This window comes from Lacinutrix sp. YIN62 (assembly GCF_057219185.1).
In genome coordinates this window covers 37,298-61,196 of record NZ_JBXVVH010000015.1, presented here as the reverse complement: position 1 = coordinate 61,196, position 23,899 = coordinate 37,298, and the positions used below count along the sequence as shown (strand labels likewise).

The window sequence follows — 23,899 nt, the reverse complement described above, 5'->3', positions numbered from 1 at the left end:
ATCTTAATGAATTCTAGAATTCTTTTTATAAGTTCCCTAATCGTTTTTAATATCGTATTAGATCAATTATCGAAACTTTGGGTTAGAGCCGAGGTTGTTTTTGGAAGTAGAAAAGAGCTCTTAGGGCAATACCTTTCATTGCACAATGTAGAAAATGACGGTGCTTTTTTAGGATTAGGAGGCGATTTTAACCCTATACTCAAAATAGTATTACTTAATGTATTACCCATAATTGTTTTAGCATTTGTACTTATTCACCTTTTTAGAGACAAAACCTTAGACCGTTTATCTATTATTGGTTTTTCATCTATTGTAGGAGGAGGTATTGCGAATATATACGACAGAATACTTTACGGATCTGTAACCGATTTTCTACACATAGATTTAGGTGGTGTTTTTAGAACAGGTATTTTTAACCTTGCAGATGTTTCCGTAATGGTTGGGATGGGATGCTTATTACTATCTAATTTTAGAAACAAAAAAAATAAAACGGAAAAAGTTACGCTATAAAACGCTATCATTGCATTGGCTTTTTAAAGTTAAATTCCCAATTAAAATTATAATTAAGAGTTCGATAAACCATCGAGCTCTTATTATTTATAACACGCCCTCTTTTAATTACAATATCTTTTATCTAAAGAACAATCTTTAATTTACTATATGCGTATTCCGCTAACTACCATCTCTTAAATAACTAAATACCATAAGAATACAAAAAACTCATTAATAACATTATAACTTTTGCTGCCATTGCCAAGCTGAAAGCATCGCATCATCCAATGATAATTCAGCACGCCATCCTAGAACAGTATTAGCTTTTGTAGTATCGGCATAAGCAGAGACCACATCCCCTTTTCGGCGATTTACAACTTTATAGTTTAGCTTTTTATTTGCAACACGTTCAAAAGATTGGATAACCTCTAAAACAGAACTCCCTGTTCCTGTCCCTAAATTAAAAACCTCATAATTAGATTCATTGTTATCCTTCAATAACCGTTGTAATGCAATAACGTGTGCTTTTGCCAAATCCACAACATGAATATAATCTCTAATACAAGTGCCGTCTACCGTTGGATAATCATTTCCAAATACCGATAATTCCGATCGTATACCAATACCCGTTTGTGTTATATATGGCACTAAATTTTGCGGTACACCTATGGGCAATTCTCCTATCATTGCAGATTGGTGAGCTCCTATAGGATTAAAATACCGTAAAGCTATAGCTTTAAAATTAGGAATGGCCTTACAACTGTCTCTAATAATATCCTCGCCTATCTTTTTTGTATTACCATAAGGGGATTCCGCAGATTTAGTTGGCGCTTCTTCTGTTATAGGCATAATACTAGCTTGTCCATAAACCGTACATGAGGAACTAAAAATAAAATGAGCATGCTTCAAGTTTGTAAGTGCTTGTAAAACATAAATCAAAGTATTAATATTATTCTCATAATACATCAAAGGCTTTTCTACACTCTCTCCTACAGCTTTACTTGCTGCAAAATGAATAACACCTTCTATATCTTTATGCTCGTTAAAAAAGGCTTGCACCTTTTCTTTTACCTTTAAATCTAATGACACAAAAGTAGGTTGCTTTCCTGTAATTGTAGTAATGCCATCCAAAACGTCTGTTGATGCATTAGACAAATCATCGATTATAACAACATCATATCCCGAATTCTGCAACTCTACAACAGTATGAGAACCTATAAACCCCAGCCCTCCTGTTACTAATATTTTCATATTCTCAAATATTTTTCTAATTAAAAAAGGAAAACACAGTATAAATTTGTGCAACACAACAAATAAAGCACTCTGACAGAGAGTGCTTATTAAATTTGTATTTACTAGTTTCTTTTAAGAGTCTATTTTACAACAGCTTTAAGAAACACTAATTATTACTCACAAAATCAATCACTGTTTGCGCTATAAAATTAATTTGCTCATCGTCTAGCTCTGTATGCATGGGTAAAGAAAGAACCTCTTTCACCAATTGATTCGTTACCGTAAAGTCTTCTTCCTTATAGCGAGAGTCTAAATATGCTTTTTGTTTATGCAATGGAATTGGATAATACACCCCACAAGGAATCCCTTTATCATTTAAATGTTTTACCAAAGCATCGCGATGTCCTCCTTTTATTTTTAATGTATATTGGTGAAATACATGGTATGTGTAAGTTTCACTTAGCTCTCCATTTATTGTTTTAGGTGTTATAATATTAGGATGATTCTCGAACGCTTTATTATACTTTATTGCTGCATTTCGTCTTGCACTGTTATATGCATCTAAATGCGGTAATTTTGCATCTAAAACTGCTGCTTGAATAGAATCTAATCGCGAATTCACTCCTACAACATCATGGTGATAACGCTCGTACATCCCATGATTAACAATACCTCTAATGACATGAGCTAGATCATCATCATTAGTAAAAATAGCACCTCCATCGCCATAACATCCTAAGTTCTTTGATGGAAAAAAGGATGTAGAAGCTACATGACCCATAGTTCCAGACATAACGTCTTTACCATTGCTATACTTATATTTTGCACCAATCCCTTGTGCATTGTCTTCTATAACAAATAAGTTATGCGTTTTAGCAATCTCCATTAAAGCTTCCATATTAGCACATTGTCCAAATAAATGTACAGGTACTATTGCTTTCGTTTTAGGTGTAATCGCATTTTTTACCGCCTCTATATCTATATTAAAGGTTTCTGGATCTACATCTACAAGAACTGGTGTTAAATTTAACAGTGCAATAACCTCTACTGTTGCAGCAAAAGTAAAATCGGCTGTTATTACCTCATCTCCTGGCTTTAAGCCAAGTCCCATCATCGCTATTTGTAGCGCATCTGTACCATTAGCACATGGAATAACATGCTTTACGTCTAAATAATCTTCAAGATTTTTTTGAAATTGATGAACCTTTGGTCCATTTATAAATGCAGTGTTTTCTATAACCTCCTGTATAGAATCGTTTACAACATCTTTTATGTTTGCGTATTGACCTTTAAGGTCTACCATTTGAATTTTTTTCATACCCAACGAAATTACAAAATTCATAAATGTTAAACAATGAATTATGTATTTTAGCACAAACGTTTTTTAAATTAAATATGCTTTACTCTTTAGGAATACACCTTGCTAATTTGGGTCTAAAATTTATTTCACCTTTTAACCACAAGATAAAACTTGGCGTAGAAGGTCGTAACAATACCTTTAAAGTTCTAGAAAACAAGCTTTGCAAAACAGACAAAACATTATGGTTTCATTGCGCATCGCTAGGAGAATATGAACAAGGGCTTCCTGTTTTTTCTGAAATACGACAGCGTTACCCAAACCATAAAATCGTGCTTACTTTTTTTTCGCCTTCTGGTTATGAAATAAGAAAAAACACCCCCATTGCAAATATCGTTACCTATTTACCGCTAGACACCGTAAAAAATGCTAAACGTTTTTTAGATCTTGTGAATCCAGAACTCACTGTTTTTGTAAAGTATGATATTTGGCCTAATATTTTAAATGAATTAAAAAATAGAGCTTTAAAAGCGATCTTAATTTCTGCAAACTTTAGAAATAGTCAACCCTTTTTTAAATGGTATGGAAAAAATTCTAAGAATGCCTTATTTGCATTTCAACATATTTTCACACAAAATAATAGTTCAAAAAAATTATTAGAAAATATTGGCTATAATACTGTAAGTGTTTCTGGAGACACACGTTTTGATAGAGTAACCCAACAACTACAGCAAAATAACACGTTAGACTTTATAGCGGCCTTTAAACAGGATGCCCTATGCATTGTTATAGGTAGCTCTTGGCCAGAAGACGAAAAACTCATTGTCAAATACATTAATGATAAAGCCAAAAACAATACTAAATTCATTATTGCACCTCATAACATAAAGCCGAATCAAATTCAAGATTTAAAAACGAGTATTTCTAAACAATGCATTTTATTTTCCGAAAAGAAAAACATTGATTTAAGCCTTTATCAAGTACTCATATTAGACACCATCGGTTTACTTAGCAAAGTATATAATTATGCCGATATCGCATATATTGGAGGAGCTATGGGAAAAACAGGGCTACATAACACATTAGAAGCAGCCATCTTTGGAATCCCTATTATAATAGGAGCTAATCATAAAAAATTCCCTGAAGCACAAGCTATGATTGATCGTAAAGGACTGGTTTCCATATCAAATCAAAAACAATTAAATGAGATTCTTAATGACTTCACTACAGACACAAACAAGCGTCTTTCTTACGGCCTGCAAAACAGAAATTACATAAAAGAAAATGAGGGCGCCGTCATCCAAGTACTTGATTATTTGCGTATTTAGACTATAATATCGGTATATTATCGATGAAATGTTAAAATTCGTTAAAAAAAAACGCGGATTTTAATTTTCAAAATATTAATTTCACGCCGTATTTAAAAATCAAACCAATGAAAAAATTATTTGTAAGCACTGCCTTATTATTGGCATTAAGTGTATCCCTTACTTCTTGTAGAGATACTAAAGAAAACACTCCAAAAGACGCTGTAGAAACTGAAGAGACTACTGCTAAAGAAGCTATCGAAGAAGCTGCTAACACTACAGAACACGCAGCACACGATACTGCTGAAGAAGCTGCAGAAGAAGCAAACGAAGCTATAGAAGGTGGTGAAGAAGCTATAGAAGAAGCGGTAGAAGCTACTGAGAAAGCAGTAGAAGAAACAGCGACTGAAGCGAAAGCAGCAACTGAAGAAGCTGTAGATGCTACAAAAGCGAAAGTAGAGGATTTGAAGAAAAGCTAATCTCTACTTCTTAATATTATTACAAAAGCCATTGCTCTAGCATTGGCTTTTTTGTTTTTAAAACGCATTGACCTATATTAGAAATCTTAAATAAAATTTAGCATAATCTCTATTCTATAATTTTAATTTTATATGTATTTTTGTCCTCGAATAAAAAAAGAGGAAGGATTTGACTGATTGCAACCTCTTCAAACCAATTTAATTTTATCATAAACAAATTTAAATTAAGAGTTTGAAAATAAATGCTAAAGGCAGTGTAAACTTCCTTCGACGTTTCCGTCAAATCCTCTGACTAAATAATTTTATAGAATGGCATATTTATTTACCTCAGAAAGTGTTTCTGAAGGACACCCAGATAAAGTAGCAGATCAAATTAGTGATGCTTTAATAGATAATTTTTTGGCTTTTGATGAGAACTCTAAAGTCGCATGTGAAACCTTAGTAACTACAGGACAAGTTGTATTGGCAGGAGAAGTGAAATCCAAAACTTATTTAGATGTTCAAAAAATCGCTAGAGACACTATAAACAAGATTGGTTACACAAAAAGCGAATATATGTTTGACGGGAATTCTTGTGGCGTATTTAGCGCCATTCATGAACAGTCCGATGACATTAACCGTGGTGTAGACAGGGATAACAAGGAAGAGCAGGGTGCTGGAGATCAAGGAATGATGTTTGGATACGCAACAAAAGAGACCGAAAACTATATGCCTTTGGCCTTAGATTTATCTCATAAAATCTTAATTGAACTTGCAGAACTACGTAAAGAGAATAAGGACATTACTTATTTAAGACCAGACTCGAAAAGCCAAGTAACGATTGAGTATAGCGATGATAATATTCCGCAACGTATTGATGCTATTGTTGTCTCGACCCAACATGATGATTTCGACACGGATGATATTATGCTTGCTAAAATAAGAACGGATATTGTTGATATTTTAATTCCACGAGTAATTGCTAAATTGCCAGAACACCTAAAACTCTTGTTCAATAGTGATATTAAATACCACATAAATCCTACAGGTAAATTTGTTATAGGCGGTCCTCATGGAGATACGGGTTTAACTGGCCGTAAAATTATTGTAGATACCTATGGCGGAAAAGGAGCACATGGTGGTGGTGCATTCTCAGGAAAAGACCCTAGTAAAGTAGATCGAAGTGCTGCTTACGCAACCCGTCATATTGCTAAAAACCTCGTTGCCGCTGGCGTTTGTAATGAAATTCTAGTACAAGTATCCTACGCTATTGGCGTTGTAGAGCCTATGGGGATTTTTGTAGAAACCTATGGTACTTGTCCGTTTAATATGACAGATGGAGAGATTGCAGAAAAAGTTTCCAAACTATTTGATATGCGTCCAGCTGCTATTGAGTCTCGTTTAAAATTACGCAATCCAATGTATAGTGAAACGGCTGCTTACGGCCATATGGGCAGACAAACAGAAACAGTAACTAAAACCTTTACTCAACCCAACGGAGCTCCTAAAACAATGGATGTAGAGCTTTTTACTTGGGAAAAATTAGATTATGTAGATAAAGTAAAAGAAGCTTTTGGTTTATAACCTATCTTTTAGAATAAAACAATTATTTTAATACATTTTATATTAAACCAGCGCAGTTTCTTGCGCTGGTTTTTTATTATAAATGGTGAAGAGTAGCGTCTTTTCCTTTCTCGTCAACTTAAACAAAAGATATCAAGTTATAATACGAATACGTTAATAGGTATTATGGTTTCCTTTTGATATATAAAAAAAGTAGTCATTTCTGACTACTCTATTCATTTGCTCTTAAATACCCTTCTTATATTAATATTACAGAGTAATGTCTAACATCATTTATTCTTAGTCTATTTTCGGTAGCTCCTTATTAGACCTCCAATCTAATAACACTCGAACTAAAAACACATTAGAGACAACCATTAATAACAAAATTAATATTTCTGAAACATTTGTTATCTCGTAAATTATCGCAGTTATTAGGTGATATACATTGAATAAACCTAATAAAATAGCCCAAATAAGAGAGACTAATCTAAACCATTTTTGAGAGAGTTGAATAGTTAAAATAGCAAATAAAAAGGCCATCCCTTCCAATAATATTCGCCATTGATGTGCCCAACCAGGAATTTCTCCGTTAGCCCCATCAATAATTAAGGTTTCATTAAAATAGATATTTGCAATCCCATATAAATGGTGAATAATATATCCAACAACTAAGGTCATCCATAGCATTGTTATTTTTGTTCTCATAGGTATGTAATTTTTATCTTTTATTATGTTTAAATGTGTTTCTGAATTTATCCTTTCTGTTATGCTGTGTTCTAAATTATTGTAGTCAATCGGATTTTTTTTAAAAGTACTTTGTTCTTTCACTTTAATTGAAATTTTCGAATACACAAACAGGCTTGTGATTGAAATGCATAACCAAAGTGCATCTACCAATAAAATATCATATTGCTTATTTATAAACGCATTCCACATCCATTGGTTTGAAATAATTCCATTTGCTATAGGAATAAAAAAGCCTGTGATCCCCCCTATTAACAAGCTAATTTTATTCATCTTATAATTATCCCTTTTAAATCGCATGTATAGTATTGCAACAAGCCAAAGTGTAAAATAAAAATAATAGATCGCAGATTGTTTATTCAAAAAATAATCTCCAAAGATTTTCACAAAAAGAAAAGCGATTGCTGTTACTGGTAACATTGATAAACAAATGGCCATGTAAATATGACCAACCTTAGCAGTATATAATCGTTGTTGGATAGTCATACTTTTTTTGTTTCTGGATTCTACCCATATTAAAACTCCTGAAAGTATCACAAAACATGTTATTAATGCTAAAATGAAGTATGCTAACTTAACTAATAGCCCTCCAAAATCCCCAAAATGCAATCGTGTTAAAACTCCTTGAACATCCTCTATGTAGTTTAATTTATCAGGGTGCTTTACAACATTAACTTTTCCGCTTTGAAAATCAAATATAACTCTAGCAATTCCTACAAACCGCTTATGATCTTCAAACTCGCCTTGAAGCACATATTTCATATTAACTCCCTTATAATTCCTTATAAAAGCTGTAGTATAATGAAACTCCTTCCAATTAGCATTAGACGTCTTAATAAAATCATTAAAACCTGGTAACACATCAGTCGTTCTTTCGATCCATTGGTAAGTTTTTCTTTCAGGACGAATATCCTCAATTAATTTTGTCTGATCGTTATTATATAAAAGGTTTGCGGGCAATAAAACCATTATTGTTAAACAAAAATAAGCTCCCGTTATTGCGAAAATAAATTGAAAAGGCAAGCCTATTATCCCTAATGCTGTATGCGCATCAGCCCAGACTCGTTTTAAAGTTTTCCTAGGATTAAAAGCATAGAAGTTAGGTATTATTTTTTTCCAATGCACTATTACTCCTGTTACTATTGCAAATAACAAAAACACCCCTACAAAACCAGCTAGATATATTCCTACAATTGGTATTTGATGAAAAAAATGAAGCCTGTATAAAAACTCTCCTATACCATAGTATTCATTATATTGCTTTCGTTCTCCTGTATGAATATTAACTGAGAAATATTGAGCAATTTTACTCTTCTCTAAAGCTGTAGAATCCTTACTAGGCAATAAATACACATAAACCTCATCTTCTCTCTCACTTAAATTAAGTCTAACATCTCGTCCCGTTAAATCATAATCTTTATCTAAATCGCTAAAAATCTTATCATAATCGACATCCTTGCGATTAACATATCCAATATCTTCGCCTTTCTCCCAAATGCCTATCTCTTGCTTAAATAAAGCGAAAGCTCCTGCAAAAAAAATGATATATAACGCAACACTAATAACAATACCACTAACAGTATGTGCATTAAAAAAAACATTATAATTTCTCTTACTCATACTATAAAAGGGTATTGTTTATTCACAAATACATAGATAAAAATTAAGCAGAGTATTACTAACATATAAATGGTTAAAACTCTAAACCCATTCTTAAATAAGAAAGGAACAATTAATAAGGCTCCCCAAACAATAAATAAACTAAAAATAGCTGTGATTAAAACCCCTGTAGAGTTTGAAGCGAGATGAGCTATAATAACATGAAGTAAAGAAGCTATAAAATAACCTCCAATAATTCCTGATACTATTTTGGCTGCTTTATGCCAAGGAGATACTGTTAAATACTTTTTATTTGCTGGCATGCTACAAAAATGATTCCATTAAAATTAAGACGACAAATATTAAGAATAAGAGCCTCGTTTTTATCACTTTTAATGGATATATACAAATTAACAGACTCAAGGAAGTCATAAGCAATACTATCCAAAATAAAACACCAGATGTAATATTATAAAAGTAAACGAGAAAAAACAGGCTACTTAGTAACATTATACTTCCTACGAAGCCCTTGTATTTATGGGGTTTATTAATAAATTGATCTAGAGCTGATTCCTGAGATAGAATTACTTTTTTAGAAGTGCTATACAAGAAAAAAAGGCCTAATAACACAATTCCTATTAACATACTTATCATACTTTATTTTTTTATAGTAGTAAAACCCTAAATCATATCAACTTAGGGTTTCCTTGATATAACACATTAATTTAAATAATAAATTAACGCATATATCGCTGTTAGAATTTATATACCACTGAACCATAATAAGCCCTAGGTTGTTGAGGCGTTATAGTACTCCATCCTTTATAATATTCCTTATCGGTTAAGTTATTAATATTAAAACTTACTCTAAATTTTGAATGGTCATAATAAACACCTGTATTAATTAGCGTGTATCCTGGTAAAAGAAACTCACCTACATTTGGATATCCTTCCATTGTATTATATTCACTAGCGCCATTAAATCCTGCGGTGATTCCTAGATTTTTAATCGCTCCTTCTTGAAATCTATAATCTACCCAAAAATTATACGTAAATTCAGATCCAGCCTCACCAAATCGTTCTCCAACCAACAGAGGGTTTGAAGGGGCTTCTAAAATTTCTGAATCGTTATAAGCAACTCCCCCACGAAGGTTTAATCCGTTAATCGGGTAGGCATTAAAATCAAGTTCGACCCCTTGACTCTTTACTTTTCCATCCTGCTGTTTTGCAGGCCCGAAGCCTATAACTTTATTATCAACTGTGATGTTATAGTAACTTAATGTAAGCTCCAATTTATTGTTAAGCATATTTGTTTTCACGCCCCCTTCAAGTTGATCTGCATTTTCTAAATCAAACGATAATAATTGTAATCCCAATGCTGGGTTTGATGGATCTACCGAAGTAAGTTCTGGGTTTACGTAATTAAATCCATTTTGATAGTTTGCAAATACAGAGACTTTATTTAAAACAGGCTGATAAACGACACCTAATTTAGGAGAAAAAGCAGACTCTGTATATTCTGTTAAATCATCTAAATCTGTATTTTTATCACCCTGGTAATCAAAGCGATCATAACGTAATCCGGCCATAACAGATAACTTTGGTGAAATATTTATAACATCTGAGGCATATACACTTAATATATTTTGATTAACATTTACATTAGCATAACCTGCATCCGTTAAAGCCAACTCTAAATTTGTGCTATTTGTAGGCAATCCTTGTAATAATTCTCCTTGTGCGGTCATTAAGTTTAGGGATCTAAATTCGGAACTCTTATCAATCATTTGTGTTTTTAAATAATCTACCCCAACTAATAACCGGTTACGAATGTTTCCTGTTTTAAAATCGCCTACAAAATTTTGTTGAATATCTAAAGAATTTGTTTTTGCATCACTTTTTTGTCCAACTAAAGCAAAGAAAGGATTGGGTTCTGCTGCATCTATAGGGTTAGCAAAAATATTATTCAAAAACGTATAAAGTCCTTTAGACTCAGCTATTCCCCCTGAAATAATCGATTGTGAAGACCAATTATCTGTGATTTTATAAGCAATTTCTCCTCTATAGTTTTGTGTTGGATTCTTTATAGAAATCCCATCCTCTGTAAAGGAGTGGTTAGGATTATAATTTAACTCCTCTAAGTTATTAAAAGCTAAGGGTTCTAACCTATTTAAAAACAAAAACACTGGATTTGTCTGTTCATTCGCAGAAAACTCATAATTAAAGTTTAATGTTAATTTATCATTAACTTGGTAAGACATAGCAGGCGCAATAAATATAGATTCCCTAAAGCCAGCATCTTGAAAACTATCTTCAGACTGGTATCCTGCATTTAATCGTAATGAAAGTTTTTCATTTATCCCTGTCGTGTTAACATCTGCTGCTATTTTTTTAAATCCATATGATCCACCTCCAGCTGAAATAGTTCCACCTGTTCCTTTATAAGGTTTTTTGGTAACAACATTTATTAAACCCCCATAGGAGGTTACCGTGCTTCCAAACAAAGTTGCAGATGGTCCTTTAATAACCTCTATTCTTTCAACATTAAACGGGTTAATAAACCCATTCGTTATTCCAGGCATCCCATTGACTAGCTGTGGTTGTGTAGCAAATCCTCTAATAGAATAATACCCTGCACCATCTCCAGCTCTTCCTGTAGATTGCCAAAGTTTATCTACTCCTGCAGCATTTTTTAAAGCATCTTCAAAATTATTCACATTTTGAGATATTAATAGCGCATTGGTTAAAGTAGCATACACTTGAGAGTTCTCTATGTTTTTTAAAGGTAATTTGGAAACATAAGCTGTTTTCTTTCTAGAAAATTTATTTTTTTCACTTGTAATTGTAATTTCTTCTAGAAGTTCATTCCCTTCATATAAAACAATAAGTATGTCATTTTGTGATCCATGCACTGCAACAATACGTGTTTTGTAACCTAATGAACTTATAATTAATTCTTGTGCCTCTTTAAAAGCATCTATTGTAAACTTCCCATCCATATCTGTTATTACACCAATCTCAGAATTTTTAACAGATACAGCGACTCCTGGTATTGGCGCATTGTTATTATCAACAACTTTACCACTAACCTGAGCATAACTCAATACACTAGATAGACATAGTAAATAGAAAAATATAAAGCGTTTCATTTATTTTTATTTAGACTTATTAAATATTATTTTCGCGGCAAATGTATAATGTTTCCCATATAACACAAAATTATTTAGAATAATTTTAAATAATAAATTACAACGTTTTATCGGTGGTAAAACTATTGACAAAAAGCAATGTTTTAATGACGTATTTGGGATAAAAAACAACGAGATATGAACACTATCGAGATAAGCGTTAGTATGCTTAATGACTATATTTTAGATGATGTTTTGCTTCTTAAAAGAAGTAATGAACAGTGTGCATTAGTCACTAAAGACTATATCCTAAAGCCAGAATTTGGTTCTGGAAAAGTAACCAGTTGGGACTTTAATGGCCTAATGGTAAGGAAGCGAGAATTACGTTTTAATAAAGATATACTCTTTAAAGGGCGTTATAAAATGGAAGCTTTAGTATGCTCTATAATGTTAAATGGAGAAAAAAAAATATCGATGCCAGATCCTCCAATGGAAATTATTCAGGAAAACATGGAAAGTTACATCTCATATATAAATATTGCTAATGGTAGCATACTATACTCAAAAAACAAATTAGTTAAAGAAATTATTATCAAAATGTCTAATGCCTTTATTAAAAAACATCAACTGGAATTACCTTTTTCTTTACACGAACATTATTCTATTAATCATTTGCAAAACAACTTTATAAATCATTTAAATTATAAAACACAAAATATCGTTGAGGAAATCATAAAAGATAATCAAACCGGTTTTTTTAAACGATTATTTCTAGAATCTAAAGTTCTAGAGCTCTTAATGCTTCAGTTTACAAATGGAAAAAAAGGGAGTAATAATTCTACAAAATTAAAAAAAGTTTATTTAGCTAAAGACCTAATTGTAAACAATTTAAATATTCAATTTTCTATTAATGAACTATCAAAAAAAGTATATTTGAACGAATTTTTATTAAAAAAAGAATTCAAAAACACTTTTGCTATGACTATTTTTGAGTTTTCGCTTCAAGAAAGAATGAACGAATCAAAAAGATTATTGTCTAGTACCTCTAAGCCAATTTACGAAATAGCAGAGCTTGTTGGCTATAAAAATCCTACTCATTTTTCTGCTGCATTTAAAAAAATTGAAAAAACAAGCCCAAAAACATTTCGAAATAAATATACGAATAAAACGAACTGATATAAAGTAAACACAATAAAAGCATACTAGCTCAAATAATAAAATCCCTAGTATTTAATTTAGCATTTACATAATTAAGGTGCTACAATGACCTTTTTTCTTTTTATACGCAAAATAATAAGGTCTAGTATTTTTTGCACTCCAAACGTTAATAATGTATACAAAAACATTAAAGGAATAACTCCACTTACTGTTTGATTATGATAACCAAAGACTCCCATACCCCAACAAATAACAATCCATTGAATAATATATATTGATGTGATTTTTTGACTACAATAATAGAAAAAATCTAAAGCCTTACTCCCTTTAAATTGTTGCACTAAAAAGTAAGCCAACCAAAAAGCCATCAAGTTAAAACCCAATAAATAGATAAACCCCCCAATACCTAAATGAAAATAGTCGCGCATATGAAAGTTGTAATCATAGTAACACAAAGCACCACCAATGAGGGTCGCAACAAAACCTACAGATAACATTTTTTTAAATATAAAAGCACTACTTACGTTTGCTTCTTTAAACCAATATCCAAAAAACATGCCTACCAATATAAAGCCAAACCAAGGAAAAACGGGGAAATATACATTCCACTGATCTCCTAAAAGTAAATCGAAGACATAATCTACACCAGGCATTCCTATACGGTATCCCCTAACGAATTCCACTAACACCAGGATTATAGCCATAATACCGATAAGAAGCCATTTATTAAACAACAAAACGAGTTTGTGTATAAACCCCATAAATAAGAGACAAACACCTGCAAATTGAAGAATATCTCCTGTAAGGACCATATACACCATATTATCAAAACTTGGTGTTCCTGTCCACCCATAGGCGTGTATAAAACTTTCGGGTAAGAGTCCCAAAAATAACGGAACGATAAACTTTAAAAAATTCATAAAATAACCCGCTGCCAGCAATAAAAAACCTCGTTTTATAGAACTTATAATTGTGTTGTTTTTAGAAAGCACGTACGAAAAACCCATGGCAAGAATAAAAATGCCTGCCCACTTTCCAAAAAAATGAACAATGCTTCCTAACCAATTCGCTTCTTGGGTATGCGTCGTACCATAAATTAATAAGGTATGTGCCATTGGTATAAGGAATACGCCTATTCCCTTTGTTAAATCTAATTCTAATATTCGTTTTTTCGTTGTTTGATTCATTATTTCATTTTTAAAGACAGCGTTTCCGAGTCGCGTTCTCCGTTATTATTTTCTTTTGGTTATTTTAAGATATATAGCTTAACAAATGGTCTTTACAACAACTGTATTAACATTTTTTTAAAAAGCTAATCAACACCACAATTAGTAATCTTCTTTTATAATCTTTATTGACGTTATTTTTTAAGCTTTAAACTACTTCTACAGCTAATTTAGGTACTTTATCTTTCTTAAATTTCGCCAGCGGATTCTCTAAAGTCCCTACTAGTTTTAAACTTTCAATGAGGTTTGATAGATCCAACATTTGCTTAGTATTACTCAATTGTAACCGGTTTAAACAACAACGATCAAACTCGGTTACAAATAAATCGTAACGTTTATATTTATCTGAAAACTCTGGATATTCTTCTTGGTATTCATAAATACAATTGGCTACTAATTGCCAGAAATTATCTTCTTCAAAATTCATATGTATCGCTAATTGTTGTGACATAAACCTGAAAAAGCAATCGAAAACATCTGTGAAAATTGATAACACTTTCATCTTGTCAGAAGTCGCTACAAACAACCTATCTATAGGTTCTGGCAAATTCATTGCATCGTTAAAAACAATAACTTCTTCTGTTATATCTTTCATTAAAACAGATACTGGCGTATCCGCTTCAAGAACTACGATTAAATTTTCACCATGTGGCATAAACACCAATTCATATTTGTAAAAACAATGTAACAGAGGAGCTAAATATGCTTTTAAATACCGCTGTATCCAAGGCGTTGTACTATAAGGCGATTTTGTTATTAAAGAGGCGAGTAAGGAATTTCCCTGAGAATCTACATGTAATAACGCAGCCATAGTTAATACGCGCTGATCGTTTGTAATTTTTGTAAATGGACTTTCTCTCCACAATGCCGAAAGCATTTTATTATGTGGATTTGTTTTTCCAAGCACATCGTAGTAATGATTTTGGTATCCTATTGTGGCCACCTCGGCTAGCATAGTAAATCCGTTAGCTTTTAGATATTCATCTTTAGATAATAATTTTGTAATCCAAGTTGTTATGGGAGGTGTACTTTGCATATAATAAGGAGAAAGCCCTCTCATAAACCCCATATTCAAAATAGACAACGCTGTTTTTGTATATAATTTTTCAGAGTTCGTAACATTAAATAATGTTCTTATAGATTGTTGTGCTGAATATCGATCATCACTTTCTCCCATTAAAATAATATTTTTTTGTGCGATATCTGCTGCAAAAACATGACTGATTTTATTTTTCCATTGCCATGGATGCACGGGCATAAAAAGATAATCTTCAGCATTAGAATTAGCCTCTTTAAGCTTTTTGTAAAATGCATTTACCTTCGCTTCCCCTAGTTCAGCCTTAAGCAGGTTTTTATAATCGTAGGTTTTAATACTGGTATAGGTTGCATGCTTTTTATGCACTGCAATCCACACGATTTTAAATGGCTGTTTTGCTTCTGGAGTATATAAATGATAATCTTCTAAATTAAAACCTATTCTTCCGTTATTGGCAACAAAACAAGGATGTCCTTCGGTCATACCGCCTTCAATTTCTTGGAAACTTTGTAGGCTTAAAGTATCAGCCAAAGCCTTTTCACCCCATAATTTATAGGCGGCTCCAGATAATGTACTTGTAATTTCCTCTAAATAAGTTGCTAAAAACTCATCCTGTATCCCTAAAACGTCTTTAAACTCTGTAATAAAATGAATTGCATCTAATTTAACGATATTGTTTTCGCTATCCATTTTAGTAATACTCTTTGTATCAATATGCCAATGATCTAGTGCAAATTTTTTTGCCCTAAATTCATATATAACATTTTTATTATCGGCCGTTATCATATAACGCCTCCAATCGTTTTCTTGCGTTAAAAAGTCAGGCATTAAAATAAGCTCATGAGAAAATTCACTGATCGCTTTTTTTATTAAATTTCTATTTACAACATCCCATATATGCGGTTGTAAGTGGGCTATATTTTTATTGGTCATTTTTAATTTATTTGTTATTCCAAGCATCTTTAATTAACGAATAGAAACACCATTCACATTGCAATACTATATGTATACTTGGTGATCGTAATTAAGTTGGAATCTTTAATTAGGATTATGAATACAGTGACGTAAAAAGAAGTTATTTAGAATTACTATCTGCTTTATTCTTTTTTAGAGTGTTAACACTTATTTATAAGATCACCTCGTTAATACTATTTTTTGGTATGATTCTCTTGTACAAAAAGCCAATGAAGCTCTTTTATGAGGCAATTCTATTTCTTTTTCATAAATAAATCCTGCTTTTTTATTTAAGACATGAATTTTTTCATTATTTGCATCTGGCTCCACAACTACTCGTTTCACAATATCTAGACTAAAAAAATAATCCATAACCGCAGTAAATATATGCGATGTTAATTGAGGGATTCTTTTTTCTACAGGAGCGACCAAAATATGCATTCCATAATCGCCATTTAACACTTCATAATAGTCCGAAATCATATCTTCTGAAGCTTTATAGCGTTCCATTAAAAAAATGGGCTTCCCATTTAAAAGACCTATATACGCTTGATGATTCGGATTGTCCTCAATGTCTTGATAGGCTTTTTCAACCTCCTCTAGTGTCTGTTCTAACATTCCCCAATATTGAGCATATGGTTTTGTTACCCATTCATATAATATCGGTGTATCTAATTCTAGATTTAAAGAGTGAAGACTTATCTCACCTAGGCCTTCGCATTTTTTAGTAAAAACTACTTCGTTTGATGAAATCATGACTACGCTTCTTGTATTTTAAATTGCGCAATTGGATTCTCAAGTTCGCCTGCAAATTGAAGTAATGCTACAGGATCATCTAAATCAATCATTTGCTTATGATTGTTTAATTGTAGCCTATTTAAACATGACAATTTAAAATTACTTGCAAACAAATCATAGCGTTCAAATTTACTTAATAACTGAGGAAAACGCGCTTGATATTCTTGTATATTTTCGGCAACTAGTTCCCAAAATTGAGTTTCTCTATAAGCGGCATGCTCTTCTAAAATTGATGCTAAAAAACGAAAAAAACCATCGAATATATCTGTAAAAATGGATAATAGTTTTACATCTTCAGGAACCGGAGCATACATTCGTTTTAAATGCTCTGGTAATACAACCTCTGGACTTAAAATACAAGCTTCTTCTGTAATATCTTTTAGTAAAGTATATACAGGAATGTTGTCTTCTAACACCATAATAATATTTTCTCCATGAGGCATAAACACCAAATCATAATAATAAAAACAGTGTAACATCGGACTTAAATAAGCTTGTAAATACTTACGTATCCAATCGTCAATTGTAATCCCAGAATCTTTTATAATCTCTGGCAACAGTGCTTTACCATAATGATCTATATGAAGTAGAGCTGCCATAGTTATCGGTTTTTGATTGTCTTTAACTACTGAATACGGACTCTCTCGCCATAGTGAAGCTAACATTTTATTATAATCGTTGTGTGGTCCAAATTCTTCAAAATAAGGATTCACATAACTTATAGTAGCAATTTCACTTAGCATTCTAAATCCGTTTTCTTGAATATAGCTGTCATTATACAACAGGTTCTCTAACCAAATTGCCATTTTTGGAGCTGTTCCAAGATAATATAATGGTAATCCACGCATAAACCCCATATTTAAGATAGATAAAGCGGATTTAGTATAGAATTTTTTGGGGTGTGATGTATTAAACAGTGTTCTAATAGATTGTTGTGCTAAATATTGGTCTGGCCCATACCCTAGACAAATTAAATCTCCTTTAGCTACTTCTGGAGCAAAAATATTCGCCAACTTATTAAACCATTGCCATGGATGAATTGGGATCAATAAATAGTCCGTAGCATTATAGCCTTTATCTTGAATAATAGTTTTGAATTTGGCAATAGTTTCTGGAGCTAATTCTTGCTGAATTAATGTTTCATAAGGTAAGGATTCTATGGCGGCATACACTGCTTTCATTTTGTGTCCGGCCAACCACAATAAAGAAAATGTATTTCCAGATTCGGGCGCATACGAACGGTAGTCTGTACTATCAAATCCAATTCTACCATTATTAGCGACAAATCCTGGGTGGCCTTCGGTCATGGATTGCTCTATTGTCTGAAAATCAGCTATAGCAAGTTCCTTTGCCGTAGGGTTTCCTTTAGATATTTTAAATGCACTTCCATATAAAGTACTAATAATTTCCTCTAAATACAGAGGCATCTTTTCTTTTGTTATCCCTAAAGATTTCCTAATCTCTTTTATAAAAAAAACAGCATCCAACGCTTCTTCAGCCCCTCTCACTAATTTCTTAATAGAGTTTTCTTCTATTAAATAATGGTTTAAGGCTAATGGTTTCGCTTTAAATTCATAGTAAATCTCATCTGTATCTGTATCTAATTTATAGTAATGGTAACCATTACTTAAACGTTCAACTATTACTGGTTGAATTAATAATTCATGTGAAAACTCACACAAAGCTTTTTTCACCAACAATCGATTGGCTTGCTGCCATTTTTTTGGTTGTATATGCTTCGTGGACTGTTGTGGGGACACCACATTATTTACTGTATTCATGTTACTTCTTTTTGAAGGTAAAAATGATTTTATTTCTTGTTCGTAGTTCTCTTTGGTTAAAAATGCTAACTGTGCTATTTTGTGAGGAAGTTCTATTATTTTATCTAACTGAAAACCTAACCTTGCACACAATGCAAACATTTTTTTATTTCTAATATCTGGTTCTACTAAAATCCTGTGCACTCGTGAATCTGAGAAGACAAAATCCATAATTGCTCGAAACATAAACCATGTAAAATTGGCTATTTTAGGGGGCTTTGGCGGTGCCACAATAATATGGACGCCACAATCGGTATTTTCTGCCTTATAAAAATCACTAATCACATCATATTTAGGAGTATAACGTTCTAACACAAAGGCTGGTTCGTTATTATACTCTCCTACAAAAACATCATAATGATTAGGTTGAGATAGCCTAGTATACTCTTCTTTTACCTCTTGCAACGAAGCCTGCTGCATATCCCAAAAAACGGCATAATCTTTTACAACCCATGACTGTAAAAACACACTATCCGTTTCAACATCAAATGGACGCATTGTTATATTACCAAAGGCCTTATAATTTTGTTTGAAAATGATTTTATTTTCGATCTCCATACTTATGTTTTTGCTAATTGTTTAGGGGAAACTCTTATGGATTTAAAAACAAAAAAGTACAATACTAAAGTGGTAACAAATCCAGACAACGCCACTATAAAAGGAATTTGCAAACCATAATTATCGACTAACAAACCAGCACTTAAAGACGCTATTAAAACCCCTAAATTTTGAAAGAAATGCACTTTACTATAATCTATCCCATAGCGTTCTGGGGAGCTTAATTCAAACAACAAAACATCAAATTTCACTACACCTTGAAAAATAGCCCAGCCGTAAATTATTCGTCCTATAATTACAAATGCATCAGAAGGAATGCCTTGTAAAAACAAACCTATTCCGCCTATACATAAAGCATTTACAATCCCTTTATGTCCTTGATTTTCTTTACGCCTATTATTTATCCAAAGAGTCACTAAAGCAACAAAACCAGGGATGGCATAAATACTTCCTGACACTAATTTGGTTTTATAAACTGAAAAACTTTCCCAATACAATGAAAAGAATGGTCTGATTAGAAAATCACTGAAATATAAGATCAATGTTATTAATCCTAATTTTAAAATAAACCCCTTGGGGATTAATTTCTCATCTGTTTTTACAACTTCTGGGATGATTAATTTAGTGTTATACTTTTTACTTTGCAATAAATACCCACTCATTCCCATTTGAATGAAATCTCCTAGAGCCATGATTAAAAAAATAGTACTTGGATGTATGTAATCTACAGTTACTCCTCCAATAACAGCCCCCAAGACACCGCCTAAATGTACGACTACAGATAATAAGCCTATGGTACTTGGATGCTCTTCTTTGGTTATGATTTTTAAAATGTAAGGATACACTAATAAATAACTTCCTTTAAACAAAACCATAATTAAAGAAACGATCCAGAACGTCGTGTATGACTCGGTATAATAACAATAGAATGCTAAAACCCCTGCAATAAACTGTGTATATACTAAAATGTTTAGTTCTGATATTTTTTTTGAAACATATGCCCAAAAAGGAAACGCAATCATAACCATAAAACAGATCGCTGCAAAATAATATCCAACTAATTCTGGATTTGTAATCCCAAAACGCAATTCAAAGAATTGCGGATAGAAAGGGTGAAGTAAGTAATCACTAACCACAGCTATCAGTGTCATTAAAATCAAAAAATTTTTAAGCTTCATTCTTGGTTATTTTAACACATTCATAATACCTGCTTCTGCTTTAGAAACGCCAAATTCTTGAAATGCTATTTGGGTTTCAATAGGGTAATGTTCGACTCCGGTTAAGACTTTAATTATATAGGAATTTCTATAAGCTGCCATCCCTAAATCTGGTGTTACAAACCCATGCGAATGCAATTCTGCATTTTGTACAAAAATTTCGTTTTCATTTTTATCTATACTATAATTCCTAGCGACATCAAAACGGTTTTTATCGTCCCATTTAATTCTATTTGAAATTCCCGCTACAAAATTGGGCAATTGGTAAGAGTAGCCTGTTGCGAGTATTAGGCGTTCTGTTTCGTGTAGAAAACACTTATCTTGCTCTACTTGGTGTAATTCAACCTGAACAGTTTCTGCTTTTAATTTTGTACTTACTAATTCCGTATTTGCACGAAGAGCAACCTTAATATTATGCTTAGAAGTGATTTTTTTCGCATACAATGTATCATAAATTGCAGCTATTAAATCTTGATTGATTCCTTTATAAAGGTGTTTTTGATTTTTTATCAGATCATCTCGTTTCTCTACAGGTAAATTATAGAAATAATCTACATATTCAGGAGAAGTCATTTCTAAGGTTAATTTTGAATACTCTAAAGGGAAAAACCGAGGAGATCTGGTGATCCAATGTAATTCATAGTCTAACACATCTACATCTTGCAATAAATCATAAAAAATTTCGGCAGCACTTTGTCCGCTACCTAAAACTGTAATTTTATTATGTGTTTGAAGTTCTTGCTTGTGATCCAAATATTGAGAGGAGTGAATCGCCTTTCCTTTCAAAGTTTTACACGATTCAGGAATATAAGGAGGTGTCCCTGTTCCTAGTACAATTTTTTTTGCTTTATAAATTTTTATTGCTTTTGTTTTGGTGCAAACACTGGTAACGACATATATTTTTTGTTCTTCTTGATAATGGATATGCGTTACCTCTGTATTGAAATACACATTTTGCAACTTTTGAATTGCCCATTGGCAATAATGATTGTATTCATTACGCAACAACAAAAAGTTTTCTCTTATGTAAAAAGAATAGATACGGCCTTGTTCTTTTATATAATTTAAAAAACTAAATGGACTCGTTGGATCTGCTAATGTAACTAAATCGGCCATAAAAGGCACTTGTAAGGTTGTATCCTCCAACAACATGCCTGGATGCCAATTAAAACACTCCTTTTTATCTAAGAAAATACCATTCAAACCGTCTATAGGTTCTGTTAAACATGCTAAGCCTAAATTAAATGGCCCAACACCAATGGCGATAAAATCTGCTACTATATTCTGCTTCATAATGCTTCTGTTTTAGGTTGATATTTCTTCCCTGTATCTTCTATCATCTCAATAATATTTAACATATTATTTATTGTGTTTTTAGGGTTAAGTAATGTAAACTTCAAGTATATATTACCGTTAAGCTTAGTACTTGCTACTGAAGCTTTTCCCGATTTATACAATGTGTTTTTTATATGTAAGTTTACTTTATCATGAGTTGGTTCGTAATCTGCTTCTGAGTTTTTATATCGAAATACTAGGGTACTTAACTCTGGAACATGCACAAGTTCAAAACTAGGATTGGCACGCATTTTTGCATACACTTGCTTTGTTAAATAATGTACTTCTTCTAAATAAGAAGCTATCGTTTTCACTCCTAGTGTTTTTAGCGTTAACCACACTTTTAAAGCATCGAAACGCCGAGTCGTTTGTATCGATTTTTCAATTAAATTAGGGCGTTGAGCATCTTTATCTTCAATCGGGTTTAAATAATCGGCGTAATAAGATACGTATTGAAAATGTTTTTTATTCTGTATCAAAAAAGCACTACAACACACCGGTTGAAATAATGTTTTATGAAAATCTATTGTAATGGAATCTGCCATTTCTACACCTTCAAAATAGTGTTTATGAGTATCTGTTAACACAAAACAACCGCCATAAGCACCATCTACATGTAACCACATGTCGTGTTTTTTTGCGATCGCTCCTATCGTTTTTACAGGATCGAAACTACCATAATCTGTAGTTCCTAATGTAGCAACTACAGCAATTGGCTTATTCCCTTCTTGTTTGGTTTTTTCTATAGCTAATACTAATGCCGCTGGATCCATTTTCATTTCATGATCGACTTTAACAGGGATAACCGAATCATAGCCCAGACCTAATAAAGCGGCGTTCTTTTTTATGCTAAAGTGAGATTTTTCTGAACAAAATATTTTAAATTTATTTACTTCATCTGACCAGCCATTCTGTTTAATATTGACACCATATTTTTCAAATGCATAATGGTCTCGCGCCATTAATAAAGCTATAAAATTAGATTGCGTCCCGCCACTTGTAAATACGCCATCCGATTTTTCACCGAGCTTAAACTCTTTATTAATCCACTTTATAACTTCTTGTTCTATAAATGTTGCCGAAGTACTTTGATCCCAAGTTTCTACAGCCGTATTAATACTTGTCGCCAGCATTTCTGCGACAATAGATGGTAGTGTTATTGGACAATTTAAATGTGCTACATAATTAGGATTGTGAAATGCTATAGCATTCTTTACATACAGTTCATTTAACTCTTCAAGCGCATTATCTATTGAATTTGCTTCTGTAATATTACTAAGTTTAGCGCTTAGTTTATCCTGTTCTATTTGTTGAATATCATCGCCCTTATAAAATGCTCTACTGGCTAAAAATTTTTGGATGTATCCTAAGGTTTTTAAGGTATACTCTTCGTATAACTTTAAAGATTCGTTATTAAAAAGGTGATTATTTAACGACAATTCTTTTAACTGAGGGAGTTCATTTAGAATCATTATTTTTATTTAGTCTTAATTAACACAAAATTATTAAACCTTATATCCAAATTAATGACGCAATAAGAAAAAAAAAAGACGTCACTTCGACTAAAAAATTCAAAACACTAACGAACAACATCTTAAGCACAACATTATCCTGTTCACTAGAATAAAATGTTGAAAACAAGTAAAGAAATATAATCTAAAAGGTAATCATGGGGGATCATGGATCATGCTTAAAAGTTGTGGACTAAGCAAAAATTGTAGTTGACCTATATAGGAAAAACGGTGTATAACAAAAAAAGATCTATACTTTCGTATAGATCTTTTATATTTTAGTGGGGAGAGCAGGATTCGAACCTGCGAAGACATAGTCAGCAGATTTACAGTCTGCCCTCGTTGGCCGCTTGAGTATCTCCCCAAAACCGAGTGCAAATATATCTAAGTTTTATAAATGTGCAAAATAAAAAGAGCATCTTTTTTAAATAAAAATAAACTTAACTGATAATGAATCATTTA

The 23,899-nt window shown here is 32.3% G+C and carries 17 protein-coding genes and 1 tRNA gene; 5 read left to right on the top strand and 13 right to left on the bottom strand.

Annotated elements, in window-relative coordinates:
- The first annotated feature begins 6 nt into the window (after window positions 1-6).
- The gene (gene lspA, locus AC2D8I_RS11155) at window positions 7-510 is read left to right on the top strand and encodes a signal peptidase II (RefSeq protein WP_484706091.1); all 504 of its coding nucleotides are present in this window, start codon (window positions 7-9) and stop codon (window positions 508-510) included.
- A gap of 222 nt (window positions 511-732) precedes the next feature.
- Here lspA and galE read toward each other — a convergent pair whose 3' ends face one another.
- Together galE and AC2D8I_RS11145 are read right to left on the bottom strand one after the other, a co-directional pair.
- Entirely contained in the window at window positions 733-1,743 is a 1,011-nt protein-coding gene (gene galE, locus AC2D8I_RS11150) for a UDP-glucose 4-epimerase GalE (RefSeq protein WP_484706090.1), read from the bottom strand.
- A gap of 148 nt (window positions 1,744-1,891) precedes the next feature.
- On the bottom strand, window positions 1,892-3,043 hold the full coding sequence (locus AC2D8I_RS11145; protein WP_484706089.1) for a DegT/DnrJ/EryC1/StrS family aminotransferase: 1,152 nt from the start codon (window positions 3,041-3,043) through the stop codon (window positions 1,892-1,894).
- A 26-nt stretch (window positions 3,044-3,069) separates the two neighbouring features.
- Here AC2D8I_RS11145 and AC2D8I_RS11140 point away from each other — a divergent pair, with 26 nt between their 5' ends.
- The 3 genes from AC2D8I_RS11140 (at window position 3,070) to metK (ending at window position 6,371) form a co-directional block, all read left to right on the top strand.
- The gene (locus tag AC2D8I_RS11140; protein WP_484706088.1) at window positions 3,070-4,350 is read left to right on the top strand and encodes a 3-deoxy-D-manno-octulosonic acid transferase; all 1,281 of its coding nucleotides are present in this window, start codon (window positions 3,070-3,072) and stop codon (window positions 4,348-4,350) included.
- A 107-nt stretch (window positions 4,351-4,457) separates the two neighbouring features.
- Window positions 4,458-4,808, top strand: a complete 351-nt coding sequence (locus tag AC2D8I_RS11135; RefSeq protein WP_484706087.1) for a hypothetical protein — start codon at window positions 4,458-4,460, stop codon at window positions 4,806-4,808.
- A 309-nt stretch (window positions 4,809-5,117) separates the two neighbouring features.
- Complete coding sequence (metK, locus tag AC2D8I_RS11130) at window positions 5,118-6,371, top strand: methionine adenosyltransferase (protein ID WP_484706086.1); 1,254 nt, start codon at window positions 5,118-5,120, stop codon at window positions 6,369-6,371.
- 279 nt (window positions 6,372-6,650) lie between these two features.
- On the opposite strand, the gene AC2D8I_RS11125 is transcribed toward metK, so the two are convergent.
- The 3 genes from AC2D8I_RS11125 to AC2D8I_RS11115 form a co-directional block, all read right to left on the bottom strand.
- Window positions 6,651-8,717 (bottom strand): PepSY-associated TM helix domain-containing protein, encoded by a 2,067-nt coding sequence (locus AC2D8I_RS11125; RefSeq protein WP_484706085.1) that lies wholly within the window; start codon window positions 8,715-8,717, stop codon window positions 6,651-6,653.
- Window positions 8,714-9,019, bottom strand: coding sequence for a hypothetical protein (locus tag AC2D8I_RS11120; protein WP_484706084.1), 306 nt, complete (start codon window positions 9,017-9,019; stop codon window positions 8,714-8,716). Before AC2D8I_RS11120 ends, AC2D8I_RS11125 begins: the two co-directional genes overlap by 4 nt.
- A gap of 432 nt (window positions 9,020-9,451) precedes the next feature.
- Window positions 9,452-11,845, bottom strand: coding sequence for a TonB-dependent siderophore receptor (locus AC2D8I_RS11115; RefSeq protein ID WP_484706083.1), 2,394 nt, complete (start codon window positions 11,843-11,845; stop codon window positions 9,452-9,454).
- A gap of 177 nt (window positions 11,846-12,022) precedes the next feature.
- Between AC2D8I_RS11115 and AC2D8I_RS11110 the strand changes: the two genes are divergently transcribed.
- On the top strand, window positions 12,023-13,000 hold the full coding sequence (locus AC2D8I_RS11110) for a helix-turn-helix domain-containing protein (RefSeq protein ID WP_484706082.1): 978 nt from the start codon (window positions 12,023-12,025) through the stop codon (window positions 12,998-13,000).
- Between the two features lie 74 nt (window positions 13,001-13,074).
- On the opposite strand, the gene AC2D8I_RS11105 is transcribed toward AC2D8I_RS11110, so the two are convergent.
- The 8 genes from AC2D8I_RS11105 to AC2D8I_RS11070 all read right to left on the bottom strand — a co-directional run bounded on the left by AC2D8I_RS11105 (window position 13,075) and on the right by AC2D8I_RS11070 (window position 23,801).
- Complete coding sequence (locus AC2D8I_RS11105) at window positions 13,075-14,169, bottom strand: heparan-alpha-glucosaminide N-acetyltransferase domain-containing protein (protein WP_484706081.1); 1,095 nt, start codon at window positions 14,167-14,169, stop codon at window positions 13,075-13,077.
- Between the two features lie 187 nt (window positions 14,170-14,356).
- Window positions 14,357-16,177 carry an IucA/IucC family protein gene (locus AC2D8I_RS11100; RefSeq protein ID WP_484706080.1) on the bottom strand — a complete coding sequence of 607 codons (1,821 nt, stop codon included), beginning with the start codon at window positions 16,175-16,177 and terminating at the stop codon, window positions 14,357-14,359.
- Between the two features lie 201 nt (window positions 16,178-16,378).
- The gene (locus AC2D8I_RS11095) at window positions 16,379-16,954 is read right to left on the bottom strand and encodes a GNAT family N-acetyltransferase (protein ID WP_484706079.1); all 576 of its coding nucleotides are present in this window, start codon (window positions 16,952-16,954) and stop codon (window positions 16,379-16,381) included.
- Between the two features lie 2 nt (window positions 16,955-16,956).
- Window positions 16,957-19,374 carry a GNAT family N-acetyltransferase gene (locus AC2D8I_RS11090; protein WP_484706078.1) on the bottom strand — a complete coding sequence of 806 codons (2,418 nt, stop codon included), beginning with the start codon at window positions 19,372-19,374 and terminating at the stop codon, window positions 16,957-16,959.
- A gap of 2 nt (window positions 19,375-19,376) precedes the next feature.
- Complete coding sequence (locus AC2D8I_RS11085) at window positions 19,377-20,552, bottom strand: MFS transporter (protein WP_484706077.1); 1,176 nt, start codon at window positions 20,550-20,552, stop codon at window positions 19,377-19,379.
- A gap of 6 nt (window positions 20,553-20,558) precedes the next feature.
- A complete protein-coding gene (locus tag AC2D8I_RS11080; protein ID WP_484706076.1) occupies window positions 20,559-21,884 on the bottom strand; it encodes a lysine N(6)-hydroxylase/L-ornithine N(5)-oxygenase family protein in 1,326 nt (441 codons plus the stop codon).
- Window positions 21,881-23,398 carry a pyridoxal phosphate-dependent decarboxylase family protein gene (locus AC2D8I_RS11075; RefSeq protein WP_484706075.1) on the bottom strand — a complete coding sequence of 506 codons (1,518 nt, stop codon included), beginning with the start codon at window positions 23,396-23,398 and terminating at the stop codon, window positions 21,881-21,883. The genes AC2D8I_RS11080 and AC2D8I_RS11075 overlap by 4 nt, the downstream gene beginning before the upstream one ends.
- A 321-nt stretch (window positions 23,399-23,719) precedes the next feature.
- Window positions 23,720-23,801: transfer RNA gene (locus AC2D8I_RS11070), tRNA-Tyr, on the bottom strand.
- Window positions 23,802-23,899 lie beyond the last annotated feature (98 nt).